Origin of the sequence: Enterococcus mediterraneensis (assembly GCF_900604485.1) — a bacterium.
Taxonomy (GTDB): domain Bacteria; phylum Bacillota; class Bacilli; order Lactobacillales; family Enterococcaceae; genus Enterococcus_C; species Enterococcus_C mediterraneensis.
The window spans coordinates 26,993-44,322 of sequence record NZ_UWOP01000001.1 but is presented as its reverse complement, the minus strand read 5'-3'; the positions used below and the strand labels follow the sequence as shown (position 1 = coordinate 44,322).

General features: G+C 40.6%; 17 protein-coding genes. 10 read left to right on the top strand and 7 right to left on the bottom strand.

Annotation, left to right across the window (positions count from 1 at the left end):
- Window positions 1–6: 6 nt before the first annotated feature.
- From EFB00_RS00215 to EFB00_RS00170, 10 genes are all read left to right on the top strand, one after another.
- On the top strand, window positions 7–2,250 hold the full coding sequence (locus tag EFB00_RS00215) for an AAA family ATPase (protein WP_122644935.1): 2,244 nt from the start codon (window positions 7–9) through the stop codon (window positions 2,248–2,250).
- A 162-nt stretch (window positions 2,251–2,412) separates the two neighbouring features.
- Window positions 2,413–3,216, top strand: a complete 804-nt coding sequence (gene proC / locus EFB00_RS00210) for a pyrroline-5-carboxylate reductase (protein ID WP_122644934.1) — start codon at window positions 2,413–2,415, stop codon at window positions 3,214–3,216.
- A 28-nt stretch (window positions 3,217–3,244) separates the two neighbouring features.
- Window positions 3,245–4,432: a beta-aspartyl-peptidase gene (gene iadA / locus EFB00_RS00205; RefSeq protein WP_122644933.1), complete on the top strand. Its 1,188-nt coding sequence runs from the start codon at window positions 3,245–3,247 to the stop codon at window positions 4,430–4,432.
- A gap of 119 nt (window positions 4,433–4,551) precedes the next feature.
- On the top strand, window positions 4,552–5,598 hold the full coding sequence (locus EFB00_RS00200; RefSeq protein ID WP_122644932.1) for a bifunctional glycosyltransferase family 2/GtrA family protein: 1,047 nt from the start codon (window positions 4,552–4,554) through the stop codon (window positions 5,596–5,598).
- Complete coding sequence (locus tag EFB00_RS00195) at window positions 5,595–6,518, top strand: phosphodiester glycosidase family protein (RefSeq protein ID WP_122644931.1); 924 nt, start codon at window positions 5,595–5,597, stop codon at window positions 6,516–6,518. The genes EFB00_RS00200 and EFB00_RS00195 overlap by 4 nt, the downstream gene beginning before the upstream one ends.
- 10 nt (window positions 6,519–6,528) lie before the next feature.
- On the top strand, window positions 6,529–6,918 hold the full coding sequence (locus EFB00_RS00190; RefSeq protein WP_122644930.1) for a hypothetical protein: 390 nt from the start codon (window positions 6,529–6,531) through the stop codon (window positions 6,916–6,918).
- Window positions 6,919–7,007: 89 nt separating this feature from the next.
- Window positions 7,008–7,733 carry a polyphosphate polymerase domain-containing protein gene (locus tag EFB00_RS00185; protein ID WP_122644929.1) on the top strand — a complete coding sequence of 242 codons (726 nt, stop codon included), beginning with the start codon at window positions 7,008–7,010 and terminating at the stop codon, window positions 7,731–7,733.
- Window positions 7,723–8,397 (top strand): DUF4956 domain-containing protein, encoded by a 675-nt coding sequence (locus EFB00_RS00180; protein ID WP_122644928.1) that lies wholly within the window; start codon window positions 7,723–7,725, stop codon window positions 8,395–8,397. Before EFB00_RS00185 ends, EFB00_RS00180 begins: the two co-directional genes overlap by 11 nt.
- A 12-nt stretch (window positions 8,398–8,409) precedes the next feature.
- Window positions 8,410–10,272, top strand: a complete 1,863-nt coding sequence (locus tag EFB00_RS00175; protein WP_122644927.1) for a carbohydrate-binding domain-containing protein — start codon at window positions 8,410–8,412, stop codon at window positions 10,270–10,272.
- Window positions 10,273–10,473: 201 nt separating this feature from the next.
- Window positions 10,474–11,427 (top strand): zinc-binding dehydrogenase, encoded by a 954-nt coding sequence (locus tag EFB00_RS00170; protein ID WP_122644926.1) that lies wholly within the window; start codon window positions 10,474–10,476, stop codon window positions 11,425–11,427.
- A gap of 87 nt (window positions 11,428–11,514) precedes the next feature.
- Here EFB00_RS00170 and EFB00_RS00165 read toward each other — a convergent pair whose 3' ends face one another.
- From EFB00_RS00165 to EFB00_RS00135, 7 genes are all read right to left on the bottom strand, one after another.
- Window positions 11,515–11,856: a type II toxin-antitoxin system PemK/MazF family toxin gene (locus EFB00_RS00165; RefSeq protein WP_164709404.1), complete on the bottom strand. Its 342-nt coding sequence runs from the start codon at window positions 11,854–11,856 to the stop codon at window positions 11,515–11,517.
- Complete coding sequence (locus tag EFB00_RS00160; protein WP_122644924.1) at window positions 11,849–12,127, bottom strand: type II toxin-antitoxin system RelB/DinJ family antitoxin; 279 nt, start codon at window positions 12,125–12,127, stop codon at window positions 11,849–11,851. The genes EFB00_RS00165 and EFB00_RS00160 overlap by 8 nt, the downstream gene beginning before the upstream one ends.
- Window positions 12,128–12,992: 865 nt before the next feature.
- Window positions 12,993–14,021 carry an LPXTG cell wall anchor domain-containing protein gene (locus EFB00_RS00155; protein ID WP_122644923.1) on the bottom strand — a complete coding sequence of 343 codons (1,029 nt, stop codon included), beginning with the start codon at window positions 14,019–14,021 and terminating at the stop codon, window positions 12,993–12,995.
- A 302-nt stretch (window positions 14,022–14,323) separates the two neighbouring features.
- Window positions 14,324–14,659, bottom strand: coding sequence for a hypothetical protein (locus EFB00_RS00150; RefSeq protein WP_122644922.1), 336 nt, complete (start codon window positions 14,657–14,659; stop codon window positions 14,324–14,326).
- Between the two features lie 237 nt (window positions 14,660–14,896).
- Window positions 14,897–15,595, bottom strand: coding sequence for a deoxyribose-phosphate aldolase (deoC, locus tag EFB00_RS00145; protein WP_122644921.1), 699 nt, complete (start codon window positions 15,593–15,595; stop codon window positions 14,897–14,899).
- 178 nt (window positions 15,596–15,773) lie between these two features.
- The gene (locus EFB00_RS00140) at window positions 15,774–16,622 is read right to left on the bottom strand and encodes a sce7725 family protein (protein WP_122644920.1); all 849 of its coding nucleotides are present in this window, start codon (window positions 16,620–16,622) and stop codon (window positions 15,774–15,776) included.
- Window positions 16,623–16,625: 3 nt separating this feature from the next.
- Window positions 16,626–17,288, bottom strand: a complete 663-nt coding sequence (locus tag EFB00_RS00135) for a hypothetical protein (RefSeq protein WP_122644919.1) — start codon at window positions 17,286–17,288, stop codon at window positions 16,626–16,628.
- Window positions 17,289–17,330: the final 42 nt, after the last annotated feature.

The window sequence follows — 17,330 nt, the reverse complement described above, 5'->3', positions numbered from 1 at the left end:
AGAACTATGCAGACACCCTTTGAAATCACAACGGGGCGCCTTTTTACAAAACTAGAAAAACAAATGATCTGGCAAAAGCCGGCAAGTCATCAAGACAGTGAAGAAGAACTGCGGATCGCTTCTGAGATCAAAGCTAACTGGGATGATCCGGAAATGAAGATCTTTAATGTCTTGCTGGAAGGAGATGCCGGATCCGGTAAAACCCAGCTGGCAAAAGCATTGTCTTATGATCTCCAACTGCCTTATACGAAAGTCACCTGTTTTGCCGATATGGATAAATCAGACGTTTTTGGCGCGCTTTTACCGATCGTTGTAGAAGATGATGAATTAGATGGCGAATTACTAGAGGCGATCTATCAAACAGACAGCTTACAGGAACTGCTGTCTTTGATCCAGACCTACTATCAAGTAACTGCGGAAAACGCACGCCAAAAATTAGCGGATCTGATCGAACGATTAGATGCTCAAGATACCCAAGAAACCGTCCATTACAAATTCTATCCGTCAGAAATCGTGCGGGCGCTGGAAAAAGGCTATCTGTTGGAAATCCAAGAACCAACTGTGATCCGTGATGCTTCTGTTTTGGTGGCGTTGAACTCGGCATTGGAAAATAACGGTATGTTGAATCTGCCTACGGGGATGATCCGTCGTCACCCGGATTGTATCGTCGTGATCACCACCAACCGGAATTATCAAGGGAACCGACCATTGAACGAATCGTTGCGAGATCGGATGCAGCATGCCGAAAAAATGGATCTGCCAACAATTTCCGTCATGACACAACGGGCAAAAGCCAAAACCGGTTATCAAAACGAAGACATCCTGACAAAAATGGCGGAGATCATCCAATTACTGGATAATACAGCTAAAGCAAATGCCATCAAGGGTGTAGCGGGGATGCGGTCTTATTTCTATTGGGTCCATACTGTTGACCAAGGTAAAGATCCTTTGCAATCGATTTTCCCAAAGGTCTTATATAAATTGACGACAGATCCTAATGAACTGAAGATTTTGACAACAGCTTTGGAAGAAAGCGGCTATTTGGCGGATTTACGCTTGTTGATGACTAATCAGCCGCTGAAGGAGTTCAAAAAATCTCAAGTCCGAGGACGCAAGATTTCCCAAGAAGAAGCGGATGAGCGGGGAATCACTGAAGAAGCAGAGCCAGAAACAATTCTAGGTACAACAGATGAAACGACCGAAACGGCTCCTGAACAATCTCAAACAGAGGAATCTGCGGAAAAAACCGAAAAAAATGAAACTGAACTGGAAGCCGATAAACGAACCCCACAAGATACCAAGAGTCAAAAAGGCAGCGAGAGTGAGGAGCAGTCCCTCAGCGAAAGCAACAGCAGTATCGAGGACTATCAGAAACAAGAAAAAGAAAAACAACGGCAGTTGAACAAAGAAGCCCGTGAAACGATGAGAGATACAAGCCACAAAAAAGAAGGCCTGATCATTCATCGACCAAAAATCACCGCCAATGCTCAAAAGACTGCTAAAAAACTGACCGCTGAGATCTTGCCGATCGTTGAAAAATTAGTCAAACCATTACAAGATATTTTGGAAAACGAGCGGACTTCCGCCTATCAAAAAGGTAAATACATGGGTACACGTTTTGATGCCAGTCGGGTAGCTTATGGTGATTATCGGACTTTTGATAAAAAAAATCCGCCTCATGAAGTGCCATCACTAGCATTAGCGATTCGGGTCGATGAATCCGGGTCAATGATTCGAGATGATCGGATCGAAAGTGCCAAACTAGCAGCATTAGCGGTCAATGAATTGGCACAGCGACTAGATCTGCCATTGATGATCTACGGTGATACCGCTGATTTGTCCGCAAGAGAAAAAACTTCGATCTATTCTTACAAGGAATTTGACGATCCTTTCAACTATGTTGCAGAAAAAATCGTCAGTATGAAACCGCGGCAAAACAATCGTGACGGGGTACCGCTGAAACTGTTGAGCGAGAAGTTAGTCCAACAAAATGCAACTACCAAACTATTGATCAATATCAGCGATGGTCAGCCAAAAGCATTGCCGGATTATACCGGCAAAAAAGCTTCAGAAGACATCCAATCTGTCATCAATGAATATGAACGGCAAGGAATCTTATATTTGGCGGCAGCGATCGGTGAGGACAAAGAAAAGATCAAAGAGATCTATGGCGAACAGCGTTTCTTAGATATTACTGACTTGCAGAAGTTCCCTGAACAACTGATCCAATTGATTGCTCGATATATTTGACTATATTTTTATTATGTAAACCAAAATCAAAAAAGAACTGACTTTGATGATTGAGAGTCAGTTCTTTTTTAGTTCTATCTAAAAATTACAATTGAAATAGTTACTAAATAAAGCCGAATATGGTACGCTTTTAAAAGAAAATCACAAAGGAGCTGGAATATTTTGAAAAAAATCGGATTTATTGGCGCCGGAAATATGGCACGAGCGATCATTGAAGGTCTGATCCATGCAGAGCTTTATAAACCGGAGGAGATCCTGGTCTATAATCACCGCTATCAGCCTACGCTGGAAAAATTAGCGACAGAACTAAAAATCACTCCTGTTAAGGAACGCGAAGAATTAGTACAACAAGTTGAAATCGTCCTGTTGGCAGTCAAACCTCATCTTATTTCAGAACAGTTATCTGCGATCAAAACACAGCTGACAGATGATCATATCATCGTTTCGATCGCATCTGGTGTTACCATCGAACAAATGGAGAAAGTTGTGGGCAGCCAGAAAAAAATCATTCGCGTTATGCCGAATACTCCAGTATTAGTCGGAGCCGGTATGTCTTCTGTCTCTGTGAATCAGCAAGTTACGAAAGAAGATGCAGAAGAAATCATGACAATTTTTTCCAGCTTTGGACGAGCAGAACTGATTGCTGAATCTTTGATACCGGCAGTTGTAGGTGTCAGCGGGTCTTCTCCAGCTTATACCTACATGTTTATCGAAGCATTGGCGGATGGTGCGGTCTCAGAAGGTTTGCCTCGGTCGGTCGCTTATGAAATGGCGGCACAGGCTGTTTTCGGTGCGGCAAAAATGTTATTAGATACCAGAAAGCACCCGGGAGAGCTGAAGGACATGGTGACCTCACCAGGCGGAACTACCATCGCCGCAGTCAAAGAGCTGGAAGACAGACAACTGCGATCCGCCGTGATCAACGCGGTCAAAACCGCGGCGGAAAAAGATCGCCAAATGAAATAATAAACGCAACATAGTTGGAGGAAAAGAAATGATCATCATTCGTCAAGCAAAAGTCTACGCCCCCGATTTTATCGGAACAAAAGATATTTTATTAAGTGATCAAAAAATCATCAAAATCGCCGATCAGATCACAACTGATCTATCTGAATTTGGTGTCACAGAGATCGATGGCAGCGGCAAAATCGTTGTACCGGGATTTATCGATTGTCATTTTCATATCTTAGGCGGCGGTGGGGAAGGCGGCTTCCAAAACCGGACACCGGAAGTCACCCTCAGCCAGCTGACCACAGCCGGTGTAACTACCGTCGTAGGATGTTTGGGTACAGACGGTGAAGGCCGGGATATGGTCGCGTTGATCAGTAAAGCGCGAGGATTAGAAGCGGAAGGGATCACGACATTTGTCTATGAAGGCTCCTATCGATTGCCGGTAAAAACCGTCAGCGATTCTTTGATCAGAGACTTCTTGACTATCGATAAAGTGATCGGTATCGGCGAGATCGCCATTTCCGATCATCGTTCCTCACAGCCTTCTTTTGAGGAATTCACCCGCGCAGTCGCGGACGCACGCGTTGGCGGCATGCTGTCAGGCAAAGCCGGGATCGTCAATGTCCATTTAGGCGGCGGTGACCGCAAGCTAGAACTGATCTTGAAAACTATCGAAGAAACTGAGATCCCTATCACACAATTTTTACCTACTCATGCCAATCGAACACAGGAACTTTTTGAATCCTGCATCGAATTTGCGAAAAAAGGCGGCGTCATCGACTTTACAGCCAGTGAAGATCCTGATTTCTGGGAAAAAACTGATGGCGAGATCCGTTTCAGCAAAGGCTTGAAGCGGTTATTAGAAGAAGGCGTTGAATTAGATAAATTCACGATGACATCCGATGGCCAAGGCAGTCTGCCTTATTTCAATGAAAAAAATGAATTCCTCGGTCTTGGCGTGGGCAGTTCCAAGGCTTTGATGGTAGGGATCAAAGAAGCAGTCTTGAAGGAAAATATTCCGCTAGAGATCGCGATCCGGGCTATTACAGAAAATCCCGCTAAAATCCTGAAACTTCAAGGCAAAGGACAGGTCAAAGAAACCTTTGATGCAGATCTTTGCCTGCTTGATGAAAAGACTTTGGATATCGATACTGTGATCGCTAAAGGACAAGTCATGGTAGAAAACAAAGAAGTAAAAGTTTGGGGAACCTTTGAAAAAACCATCCACTAAATAATAAAACAATTATAGAAAAGTCGTAGACCAATCGTCTGCGGCTTTTTTGCTTTAAGGGAAGTTTAAGACACCTGCGTAAAATAAGAGACATTCTTACAAAAGCGCAGGTGATAAACATGAACTCGATCCTATTGATCCCAATTTATGAACCTACAAATAAAACAACTTTTTTTATTCATGATCTGATTCAAACACTGCCTAATGAGTTAGTCATTGTAGATGATGGCAGTGGTGCCGAGTATACAGAAATTTTTGATCAAATGCAGCATCCGCGGATTCATTTGATCCGTTATGACAAAAATATCGGTAAGGGTCACGCCCTTAAAACCGGTTTTGAATATATCGCTGAGAATTTTCCAACAGCTAAAGGGATCATAACCGCTGATGGCGACGGACAACACAGTATTTCTGATATCAAAAAAATGCTAGTGGAGACAATAAAGTTGACTCATCATGAGATCTTATTAGGAGTCCGTGATTTTTCTTATCAAGAAACGCCTTTTCGCAGCTACTTTGGAAACAAACTGACCAGTCTTTTTTATTTTCTTGCTTCAGGGATCCGACTCCAAGATACACAAACAGGTTTGAGAGGTTTTTCTAGTACTAGCATCCATGACCTCTTATCGATAGCTGGCGATCGTTTTGAATATGAGATCAATCAATTATTAGAGCTTCCCTCAAGTGGCTACCATATCAAGACACTGCCTATCGAAACGATCTATGAAGATAATAATCAGCAGTCACATTTCCGACCGCTGCAAGACTCATTTTTGGTCTATCAGCCTTTACTTCGTTTCCTGTTTTCATCGCTCACATCTTCATTTGTTGATTTAAGTCTATTTTACGGATTGGTCTTGTTAACAGGCGGGAAGAGCCCGGCTGCTCTTCTGGCGATAACAGTGATTGCTCGAATCACCTCTGGAGTCTACAACTATCACGTCAATCGACGATTTGTCTTTCAAAAGCGAAAAGGCAAGGCTGCTTTTTTCAAGTACAGTCTGTTGTTCCTCGTACAGTTAGTTTTCAGCTGGTTAGGAGTCTCAACTTTATCGCTCTTTATCCGCTCACTTTTGTTCTGCAAACTGTTGGTAGACATCACACTGTTCTTTGCCAGCTTCGCGATCCAACGGCGGCTGATTTTTAAAGGAGGAGAAATTCAATGAAGCGTTTTTTAAAGAAGTCGTTTTTATGGGCAGCATTGTATGGTTTGTTTCTTACTGGGAGTGCCGCCTATATTTTATTAAAAACCTATGTTCTGCCTGAAGCTATCGCAGTGACCGCTGTAAGCTCCAAAGAAAGTTCTGACTCCCAAACCACAACCACTACGTCTGACACTACTGATAACAAAGCAACGATCACCGATACCAGCTACCAGGATGAAAACATCCAAGTGACCATCACTTCTGAACGAGTAGAAGATACCACGGTTTATCTAGCGGACGTTCAAGTCAGCGATCCCAGTTACCTCAAAACCGCTTTGGCTGAAAACACGTATGGACGAAACATCAAAGAGACAACTTCTAAGATAGCAGAAGAAAATCAAGCGATCTTAGCGATAAATGGGGATTTTTATGGATTTCGCGATACGGGGTATGTTTTGCGTAACGGTACCCTTTATCGTGACACAGCTAGTGAAGATGCTGATAAACAGGATTTGGTGATCGATGAAAACGGGGATTTTTCTATCATCAAAGAAGCAGAAACTAGTGCAAAAACTTTAGCGGAAGACGGTGCGCAACAAATCTTATCCTTTGGTCCGGCTTTAGTAGAAAACGGCAAAGTCGTTGTTGGAGAAAATGAGGAAGTTTCGCAATCGATGGCCAGCAATCCCAGAACGGCTATCGCTCAACTAGAGGAAAATCATTATCTATTGGTAGTTTCAGAAGGTCGGACAGACGACAGCAAGGGATTAAGTTTGAGTCAATTGGCAGAAGTTTTACAAGATCACGGTGCGCAGACTGCCTATAATCTTGACGGCGGGGGATCATCGACGATGTATTTCAATGGTAAGGTCGTCAATCAAACCGTTGGAGGCACCGGCAACACCGAACGATCAGTCAGCGACATTCTATATATTGGTTAGGAGGAGCATCATGAAGCAAAGAAAAACGATCATCAGTTATCTTGCAATTACTGGATCACTTTTTATTTTCCAGTATATTTATCATCTATTTAGTCACGGGATTGTTTCATCATCACTGCACTGGGTCTGGCTCGTTCCTTTGATCGGCGGCAGTGGGGTAGTCCTTTTTTCTAATTTATTAGGAACATTGAAAAACCGACTCGCTTTTAACCTCTATAATTCCGGTCTGGCCAGCTGCGCAACCGGCATGATTTTAAAAGGTATCTTAGAGATCTCCGGTACATCCTCACCGTATCTTTTTCTTTATCCAACAGTGGGGATCGTCTTTATCGGGATCAGCATATTTCTGTTTATCATTCATCGCTTGATGGATATTGGTACAGAAAATTCTCCTCATTAAGCTTAGCTTAAGCTGAAACAAGTAAATTAGTGTCATCGCAATGACATACAGTCAACGCTGAGATACAGAAAAAACAGGAGGTAATGATGATGAAACTAAAAAAAGTCTTTCAACGAAAAGAAACCAAGTATTTACTGACTCAAAACCAATTTAACGGCTTCTTTCAAGAACTGACAAAACAGATGACCGTAGATGAGTTCGGGAAACACACGATCCTATCTCTATATTTCGACACACCTGATTATCGATTCATCCAACATTCCATGGATAAACCAAAATACAAAGAAAAATTTCGCGTCCGCAGTTACGGCGTACCTAATGAGGATCAACTAGTTTTTCTAGAAATCAAGAAAAAAGTCAAAGGGATCGTCTATAAACGAAGATTGCCCCTTTCTTACAGTGATTATCGTACGTGGTTAGCTACTGGAAATTTCCCTGCTGACAATGATCTTCAGATCGCACAGGAAATCAATTGGTTGTTTTCTCGACATGGAGATTTGCAGCCGAAAGTGTTGATTGCTTATGATCGTCTCTCGCTTTTTGGCAATGAAGAGGAAGAATTCCGTGTGACTTTTGACCAAAATATTCGCTATCGTACACAAGAATTAGCGTTAGAAAAAGGAAGCAGCGGTGCATTGGTAGCGCCAGAGATCGATTTTTTGATGGAAGTAAAGGCATTAGGCGCTTATCCCCTTTGGTTCGTGCAGTTATTGAACGACTACGACATTCGTAAAGGAAGCTTTTCAAAGTACGCCGAAACCTATAAACGGCATTTATTTGTAAGAAACAAGGAGGAAATTATACATGTTATCTAGCTTATTTGAATCAGGAACTAGTATCCAGTGGAGTGATCTGCTGATTTGTATCCTTGTTTCTCTCGCATTAGGTTTGTTAGTCGCTCGCGTGCATATGGTACGAAATGTTTACACAAAAAGTTTTGTTGTGACATTAGCCGTATTGCCTGTCTTAGTCCAGTCGGTGATCATGCTGGTCAATGGCAATCTTGGAACAGGACTGGCGGTAGTCGGAGCATTTAGTTTGATCCGTTTCCGTTCAGTTGCCGGCGGTTCCCGGGAAATCACCAGTATTTTCTGGTCGATGGGTATCGGGATTGCGACTGGTATGGGCTATGTCATCTACAGTGTAATTTTTTCCGCTATTGTTGCCGCATTTTTGATTCTTTTGCATCTGTTTCCTTTTGGTGATCGTTCGAAAGTCGCTGAAAGAGAGCTGAAAGTGACGATTCCGGAAGATTTAGATTATCCCGATCTATTCCAAGATATTTTTGAAAACTATACCTACAGCAATAAATTGAATTCTGTACGGACGACGACCATGGGCAGTCTGTATGAATTGCGCTATGTTTTGCTTTTAAAAGATGAAGCAAAAGAAAAAGAACTGATCGATGCGATCCGCGTGCGCAACGGAAATTTACCCGTCGTTCTAGGAAAAGTCGCGACAAATCGCGATGAGTTATAGAAAGGAGCCGCTATGAAAAAGAGACTAATCTATTCGTTGCTGCTTTCAAGTATGATTTTAGCAGCCTGTACCCAACAAACTGATTCCAGCAGCAAAGCGGACTCAAGCAATATCAGTATTAGCACTAACACCGAAAATTCAACCAGCACGGTCGCAACATCAAGTAATGACACTGCTGACTATGGCGACTATGAAGAAGAGGATCTAACGACTGATTATGATAAGGACACAGCGACAAAGATCTCTTTATCAGATAGTTCAACGAGTGAAGCAGAAGGTGTGACCGTCAAAGATCAAACAGTAACTATCACTAAAGCTGGAACATATGTCATCACAGGTTCCCTAAGTGACGGTCAGCTTGTCGTCAGTGCCGGCAAAGAAGATAAAGTACGATTGATTTTTGATGATGTTTCCATTACTAATAGCACTGGACCAGCTGTATCGATCCAAAGTTCAGAGAAAGTCATCACAACACTTGTTAAAGGAACAACGACGACTTTGACAGATGGAACAAACTATCAACTGGCAACAGGCGAAACAGAACCGGACGCGGCTTTTTACAGTAAAGAAGATCTTGTGATCAATGGGGAAGGAACGCTGAAGGTCAATGGAAATTACAGCAATGGTATCCGCAGCAAAGATGACCTGATTTTGATCTCCGGAACTTACGATATCAAAGCCAAGAATAACGCCTTAAAAGGGAAAGATGCTGTATCGATCCGTGATGGGAACTATACTTTAACGACAACAGAAGGTGACGGTATCCAAGCGACAAATGCCGAAGATACAGAAAAAGGCTATGTCGCGATCGATGGCGGAACTTTTAAAATCTCAAGCAGCAGGGACGGTATTCAAGCAGAAACTAATGTTAGTATCCAGAACGCTGATCTATCGATCAAAACCGCTGATGGCTCTCAAAGCCAATCTGTTTCCGCAGAAGAAAGCTACAAAGGAATCAAAGCGGGAAGTAAGATTTTGGTTTCCAGCGGTACTTATACCATCGATAGCGCAGATGATGCCATCCATAGCAACGATACTGCTGAAATCACCGGCGGTACCTTTACGATCACAACTGGAGATGACGGCGTCCATGCTGACAATGAATTGACCATCAGTGATGGAAAGCTGGCGATCAATGAATCTTATGAAGGAATCGAAGCCAGCGTGATTTCTATCAAAGGCGGCGATACTAAAGTTACTGCAAGCGATGATGGAATAAACGCAGGAGGCGGTAGTGATACAAATGAAGGCACCGGACAATTCGGCGCAGATTCGTTTGGTGGTCCTGGTGGAGGAGAGGAGGCAGATGACAGCAAGAAGCTAACGATCAGCGGTGGAACTTTAACTGTCAATGCTGAAGGTGATGGACTCGATAGCAACGGTAATATCACTATGACTGACGGCACAGTGATTGTCAATGGACCAACAAGCGGCGGTAATGGTTCATTAGATTATGGCGGAACATTCGATTTATCAGGAGGTACATTGATCGCGGTCGGTACTTCTGATATGGCGCAAACCATCAGTGACAGCTCCAGTCAAGCTGCTGTCGGGATCTACTTTGACAGTTCGCAATCCGCTAATACTTTGCTAAGTTTAACAGATGCTGATGGTAAGGCCATTGCGACTTTCAAACCAAGTAAAGCCTATCAATATGCCGTCATTTCAACACCTGACATGAAACAAGGCGAAACTTATTCCATCATCAGCGGCGGTTCAACTGATGCGCAAGAAACGAATGGATTATATGAAACAGGAACCAAAACAAATGGTGATAAGTTGGGATCATTTGAACTGACAGATATCGCCACAACCGTTTCTCAATCCGGTGAAGCTGTTTCCGGCACCCAAATGGGCGGACCAGGAGGGCGTTAATTAGCTGAGTAACCCCAGATCTTTGGAATAAAGATCTGGGGTTTTAGTATGTATAAATTTTAGAGTTATTTACTCCTAAGAAAAGAGCACATCCTTTCAAAAAGCAGAAAAAAGTGTCATTATTACTCAGTAGAGTATGCTAAGAGTTCAAGATATCTTATTCTTACTAACAAAACAAAAATGACGGGAGATTATGCAGGGATGAAGGCTTTATTTTTTGATCACTTTGGAGGTTCGGACGTTTTAGAATACGGAGAATTACTAGAACCAGTGATCACTAAAAAGGATTTACTGTTGAAAATGGAATATATCGGGCTGAACTATGCGGATATTTACCGAAGAAGAGGGACGTATCATATAGAAAAACGTTCTCCTTTTATAAACGGCTATGAAGGAGCGGGAACGATCGTCGCATTGGGATCAGAAGTAACGTCAGACTTTAAAATCGGCGACAAAGTCTTGTTTGTGGATGTTCCTTTTTCGAATGCTGAGCTAGTAGCCGTCCCTGAGGCAAATGCAATAAAGATTCCTGATGATCTAGATACTAAATTAGCTGCAAGTATCGGTTTGCAAGGCTTGACTGCTGATTTTTTGGCTCACGATTTAGGAGATATGATTAAGGATCGAGATGTTTTTGTTCATGGAATAAGCGGGGGCGTAGGACAAATCTTATCACAAATGCTGACTGCTGACGGACTGAATGTCTATGGCGTTACATCCTCTCGTGAGAAACAACAACTAGCATTGGATCAAGGAGCTAAAAAAGTCTTTTTGCGCAAGATGGATTGGCAGAAGGATTACATTTCTTATTTTGACACGGTTTATGATGGAGTAGGGATCACATTACTAGACAGTATACGTTTGCTCAAAAACAGAGGAAAACTTGTGTTCTTTGGTATGGCGGGAGGAACACCGCCTGCTGTCGATCTTGTTGAATTACTCTCTCAATCAAAAAGCATCTTGACTGGCGACTTATGGGACTATTTGACCAGTGCTACTGAACGGAAAGAACGAAGCGAGCGGCTTTTTGACTATTTTAGAAAAGGCAAAATAGCTATCAGCGAGCCAACGATTTTTCCGTTATCTAAGGGGAAAGAAGCTCATGATTTTTTAGAATCCGGTAAAAGTATCGGAAAAATCTTATTGAAGCCATAAAAATTTTGTTATCAACAGACGGTTAAAAGATGGTTAAAAGACGGAGATTAATAGAAATTAAAAAAGCGATCCTTATAAGATCGCTTTTTAGTCATATCGATAATAATTTTTGATGAATCGAGTAAGTTCTTGTTTATCTCGCAAGGTCAACTGTCCGATTTTTATGGTTTTTAATTGATTGGCGTCGATCGTTCTAATCGCGCCAATGTCGATCCAAGATTCTTGTTTCAATCCTGCTAACTTCCAATCTTTAATTGGATAGTACAGTTTTTTGATATACTCAGATTTATTATGGAATTTCGAAGTGATTCTAAGAACATGAAGGAGATTATCTTGTTTCTGCATAAGCAGCGCTGGTCTGCGTTTACCGCCAGCATTGGGATCATCAGTATAGGAGATATATGCGATCAGCACATCATGTTTATTCATCTTCATCCAGCCAATTAGACAGTTCTTCCGCCGTAGAGATATGTTGTGTTGGTATTAAATCGATAGCATCCATGAGTTCAAGGTTGATTTTTTCTTCTTTGGTCAGAGCAAGAGAGAAGGGAACTTCTCCTTGAGCTGCTACTCGTTTATAAAGTGCTGTGATCAAGGTTGTTTGATTTAATCCTAACGACTCTAAAATAGCGTCAACATCGTTTGCAAGACTTCGATCGATATTCACTTGGATTTTCTTTTTACGTTCTTTTGTTTCCATATTGATCACCTCATAGTGCTATTATACTACCAACAGGAGTAAAAAACAATTTTCAGCGAACGCTTTGATTGACTGTGTTTTAAGAATTAAAGAAAATCAGCGACGTGTCACTAATATGAATAATTTACTTTTGATATCAGAAATTTCTAAGCATGCAACGTTTTGATATTTAAAGGAAAAATTGAACTGCTGAAAAAAGCGGCAAAAAATTGACTAAGAAAAATAAGTCGACAAGCAAATAATTACAGCCAGTGATCATAAATCAAAACTTTAAAATTGATTTGCTATAAATCTTTATTGTTAAAGAATCTCTGAGAAAAAAATTCTTGAATTGCTGCGTTTTTCTATACAAAAAGCTGTTTAAGATAAAATTAGAGTGATTTCACCGATATTTTGCTTAAGTAGGGGGTCAAAACAGATGAAATTGAGTAAAATGTATCTAGTTGGTAAAGTCAAAATTTTATTAATAACTTTGTTTAATATATATTATGTAAACTAAAATAAGAAAATTTTATACCTTCTATTTAACAACTACATTATCGGTTATCCCCTTCTTTAATCCCGCTATTTACAACTATTTTCTTTAAAATACATAGAATCAGCAAATATTTGTACAAAAAAGATATTTTTCCTGCATTCAGACGTCGTAGTTTGCTGAAAGTGACAAGTTTTTTTGCGTAAACATCAAAATACTAAAAAATCAATTGATGAATCCCTAGATATAGAATCAAAATAAACTCAGATTACTTGATATTTACCAGCCATAACTTGCAGATTTTTGTCAATCTAATCTAAAAATCACCATACAAAAAAGCCCGTTTTTACAGTCACAACGAGCTTTTTTGTATGGTAATAAAAGTTTATTTTAGAGTTTGCGCTTGATAATTAAACCGATTGTTCCAATAAGTGTGATAATACCGCCGAGTGTCAAAGCAATCGAATTTTCCTCACTGGTTTTTGGTAATCTTTTCGAGGAATTATTCTTAGGTAAAGTCAGATTCTTAGCAGAATCAGATGACTTTGTATCTGGTTTTAAGACTGCTTTTTCTGAAGTATCAGCAAGATCTTCAGTTGTTGACGTTACACTGCTTGAACGTTCTGGTTCTTGTACAGATTCAGAACTGCTTGGTTGTGTAGAATTTGATTCAGATGTTGTTTGTGGTTCCTCTGATCCGCTTGTTCCAGTTGGTTCTGTCGAAGGATCCGGTTCTTCTGAACCATTTGAATCATCTGGATCTGTTGGTGTTACAGAATGATGCGGATCATTAGAACCTGATGTTTCAGATTCAGACGTCGACGAATCTTTTGTTGATGTTGTATCTGTAGAATCTGAGGTATTTGACGAACTTGAAGAACTTGAAGAACTTGAAGAACTTGATGAATCTGACGAACCTGTTGATCCGCTTGTTTCAGGAACAAAAGTGATTGTCTGTGTCTGAACGTCAGAAACACCGTCGCCCGTTATCGTAAATTGTAATTGGAATTGTTGCGTCACTTCTTTTCCGACATGGATCACATCCTCACCTATTAAACTTGAGCTTCCGTCTGGGTTAGCAACAGCAGCAGCGCGGCTAAAATTGATGGTTACGTTCTTTGCACCAATACTTAGTCCTAAAAATTGACCATTAGGATAATCTGCAATTTTTCCTCCATAATAATTGGCTTTGAATGCAATTGGAATATCTTGTCCGCTTGAAAATGTGGTAACACCAGAATTAATTTTCTCTTTCGTATCGGTTCTGATTATATCGATGTTGGTGACGTGAAGCGGCTCTTTCCATTCTTGAACAACCTTAGGACTTTCTTTTGTCTCGCTTGCTTGAACCGTTATTGTACCAGTTGTTAAAGTGGCCACTGCTCCTGCTGCTGCCAACAAAAAAATGATTTTTTTCATCTAAACTACTCCTTTTATATATTTTTAAAATATTATATATATATCTCAAAGATATACGTTAGCGCTAATAAACGTAAATAACAACTTTTATCTTTAAGAATGAATGGTTTATAATAAAAAAATCTGATATAGATCTATACCAATTCGGTAATTATTTGATTTTGAATAGTTAAAAAAAGAGCTCCACCCTTCTTTTACAGCTACAATTGAATCGACCAGTTTTTCTTCGTTCTAATGCTTTACTCATAATCAAAATAAGATACTGCTGAAAAAGACTCTGACAAAAGAAAAAAAGACATTCCTCACTCTAAGGAACGTCTTTCATTGTCATCATTCATTTCGATATTATACTTCTGTTTCAATTCTTCTTCTATCTGTCGTTCGATCTCTGACTCGTATTTGTGAAGCTCTTTTATATCATTTTCGAAAAGTTTGTAAGAATTCTCTACTAAAATCAGCAACTCCGGAGTAATTTTTATTTCTTTTCCTTTGCTGCTTCGGAGCCCTGCTCTGATCAATTCGAAAACGGCAGTCGTAAAATAAGGAAGATGCTTTTCTTCTTGATATTCTATGATCTCATTATACAAATCTGGCTGAAACTTCAATAACTTGGAAATTAATTCCTCATTTTTAGCCATATGTACTCCTCCTCTCAATTTTTAAAGCTATCTATTATATGTTTATTAATAACTGTTTAAAAAATCAGAAAATAATAAATTGTATATATATTTAAACATGATAGTCCTATATATACAATAAAGAAAAACTCAAAAAGTAAGCTTTATTACTTTAGTTGTCTCCTAAATCAAATCTGAAAATGAAAACCTCGCCCCAGCTTCAGCTATTTGGACGAGGTTTTCATTTTTATGAGGGTTCTATTGCATAGAAGAATTTTTCAAAGTTTCTAGTTCCTTAATGATAGTGATACCTGAACTGGTTCCGATTCGAGTAGCTCCGGCTTCGATCATTGCTTTGGCAGTTGCTAAATCTCGAATCCCGCCGGCCGCTTTGACCTCTACCTCTTCTCCTACCGTTTTTTTCATCAGACGAACGTCTTCAACGGTTGCACCAGAAAGGCCAAAGCCAGTAGAGGTTTTGACAAAGTCAGGTTTCACTTCACGAGCAATTTGGCATACAGCGATTTTTTCTTCGTCAGTCAGATAACAATTTTCCAAGATAACTTTAGATAAGATATTCCCTTTTCTGCTTGCTGCCACGATCTCTTCCATTTCGCGGCGGATATATTCCAGATTACCATCTTTTAATTCGCCGATATTGATCACATAATCGATCTCATCCGCGCCATTTTGAATAGCATCATTCACTTCAAATACTTTTGCGGCAATCGATGTTTGACCAAGTGGAAAACCGATTGCGGCCCCCACATGGACTGGGCTATCTCCTAAATATTCTCGGCAGAATTTTACAGGCGCCGAATTGATTGCCAGCATCTTGAAGCCGTATGTAGTTGCTTCGTCTGCCAACTTTCTGAAATCAGCTTTCTTAGCGTCTGCTTTTAGCAACGTGTGATCAATCATATTCGCTAACTGTTTGACGGATAAATCAAATGACATAATAAACCTCCTCTGAATAATGTTCTACAGATAGAGTATCATATGGCATAATAAAAGAGAATTACCCTACCTTGCTATTTTGTTTTCTGATTGGTTGTGAGGTTATTTTTTATTCACAGAAAATTTTATAAGTGTGTTTAATTTTAATCTACTTTTTTACACAGAGTTCTTCCACTCTTTACCGGCTATCCAAAAAATCACCCATCAGCTCTAAATGGTGCATGACTGAAGCCTTGCGAATGATCCCCATTCCAGGAAATTTTCCGTTAGCTGCCGCTGTCATCAACAAGTTCAATCCATGTGTTTTTTGCAGCGGCTGCCAGTTTGCAATCTCCTCCATAACCGCTAAAAACTTGTCCTTTTGTGTTGGCAACTCTTCCGGCGAAAGAAAATGATGGATACGCAATTCATCCCCTTCAAAATAAACAAGATGGATGCAGATTTCTGCAGATGGAAAAGACTTTTCATAGTAGATGCGGCTATCTAGCGAAAAATCGCTAAATCCTTGAAAACCGCTTCTCTGATAATTCAAATGTCTATTGGTAAACAATTCATCCGGCAATTCCTGATAAAATCGATTGCGAGGAAGCCGTGTAAAAACATCCTCTGACAAAATCAACTCTCCTTGTACCTTTTGCAAAAGCCGAAATTCAAGCGGCAACAAGACCGGCTTTTCATTTTGGCTCCAATCGCATTCCAGTGCTGGTTTTGCTTGTTGAAGGATCAAGAGTCCGCTTTGTTCTGCAGAAGGCTCTAACGGCTGCGTCAGGATCTGGCCGCGCTTTGTGGTCATTGCGTGAAGCCTCAGATACCCATCTTCTGTTAAAAATTCTCCAGCTTGCGGATTTTCGATCAATGTAAAAGACTGCTGTGCCTTTTCAAACTGCAAGACTGTCTTTCTCAATGCTGAAGAATCTTTGACTGGTTCGATGATCGGATGGATTTTTCGAGACAGCAATCCATTTTCCGAAAGTTCCCGCAAAGCGATCAAGTCAAATTGTTTCCCGCGAAAATAAGGATAATACATTCTTCATTCCTCCCCCATCACGCGTTTTTCCAATTCAAAATACGCTTGGCGAGTAGCCTCCAATTCTTCTTTCAAGGCCTCAACAGCTTGATTTTGAGTTTCTTCAATAAAGCGATCGTAATAGTTGACCCCGCCGCCGAACAAATCATATTCCGGCTGTCGGCGTTTGAGTTCCTTGTAAATCTGATTCGTGCTGAATACTCGCAGCCCCCGCTCCGTCCGCTTAGCTTTACTCACTTCTCTTGCTTGGGCGCTGATTAGTCGAGACAACAACGCTTGCTCATCTACCGCCAGTTCTTGTCTTCGTGGTTTTTTCTCAATAGTAAAAAATCCTGGTACATCTTCCTGATCAATGTACGCATGATAGACCATCACACCGATCGCCGGTGGAATCTCTTCTTTGACCGTCATATATAAAGCTTCAGGTAAAACAAAATAGTTATAGTGTCCAATAAATGACAGCTTGGCTTTTGAACGAAAATCAGCTTTCGTGACTTTTAGTTCAAAGCATCGCCATTCAAATCCTGTTTCAGTTAATCGGCAGCTTAATGTATCAACGATCCCCTGATCATCAGGCATCGTGACTTCTTCTACTACGACTTCGCCATTTTCCCGGCAATAATGATAAAGTGTCTCTTCTAATTGAATCGTTAACGGTGTCTTCATTTGCTTCCCTACCTTTGCTCTTTACTATAAAACATACGTTCG

Coding starts and splice junctions, on each gene's coding strand:
- EFB00_RS00140 (WP_122644920.1), bottom strand. CDS start 16,622: ATGTATTATCCTTATTTTCGCGGGAAACAATTTGACTTGATCGCTTTG.
- EFB00_RS00185 (WP_122644929.1), top strand. CDS start 7,008: ATGAAACTAAAAAAAGTCTTTCAACGAAAAGAAACCAAGTATTTACTG.
- EFB00_RS00165 (WP_164709404.1), bottom strand. CDS start 11,856: ATGAATAAACATGATGTGCTGATCGCATATATCTCCTATACTGATGAT.
- EFB00_RS00200 (WP_122644932.1), top strand. CDS start 4,552: ATGAACTCGATCCTATTGATCCCAATTTATGAACCTACAAATAAAACA.
- EFB00_RS00135 (WP_122644919.1), bottom strand. CDS start 17,288: ATGAAGACACCGTTAACGATTCAATTAGAAGAGACACTTTATCATTAT.
- EFB00_RS00160 (WP_122644924.1), bottom strand. CDS start 12,127: ATGGAAACAAAAGAACGTAAAAAGAAAATCCAAGTGAATATCGATCGA.
- EFB00_RS00215 (WP_122644935.1), top strand. CDS start 7: ATGCAGACACCCTTTGAAATCACAACGGGGCGCCTTTTTACAAAACTA.
- EFB00_RS00180 (WP_122644928.1), top strand. CDS start 7,723: ATGTTATCTAGCTTATTTGAATCAGGAACTAGTATCCAGTGGAGTGAT.
- EFB00_RS00155 (WP_122644923.1), bottom strand. CDS start 14,021: ATGAAAAAAATCATTTTTTTGTTGGCAGCAGCAGGAGCAGTGGCCACT.
- iadA (WP_122644933.1), top strand. CDS start 3,245: ATGATCATCATTCGTCAAGCAAAAGTCTACGCCCCCGATTTTATCGGA.
- deoC (WP_122644921.1), bottom strand. CDS start 15,595: ATGTCATTTGATTTATCCGTCAAACAGTTAGCGAATATGATTGATCAC.
- EFB00_RS00190 (WP_122644930.1), top strand. CDS start 6,529: ATGAAGCAAAGAAAAACGATCATCAGTTATCTTGCAATTACTGGATCA.
- EFB00_RS00195 (WP_122644931.1), top strand. CDS start 5,595: ATGAAGCGTTTTTTAAAGAAGTCGTTTTTATGGGCAGCATTGTATGGT.
- EFB00_RS00150 (WP_122644922.1), bottom strand. CDS start 14,659: ATGGCTAAAAATGAGGAATTAATTTCCAAGTTATTGAAGTTTCAGCCA.
- EFB00_RS00175 (WP_122644927.1), top strand. CDS start 8,410: ATGAAAAAGAGACTAATCTATTCGTTGCTGCTTTCAAGTATGATTTTA.
- EFB00_RS00170 (WP_122644926.1), top strand. CDS start 10,474: ATGAAGGCTTTATTTTTTGATCACTTTGGAGGTTCGGACGTTTTAGAA.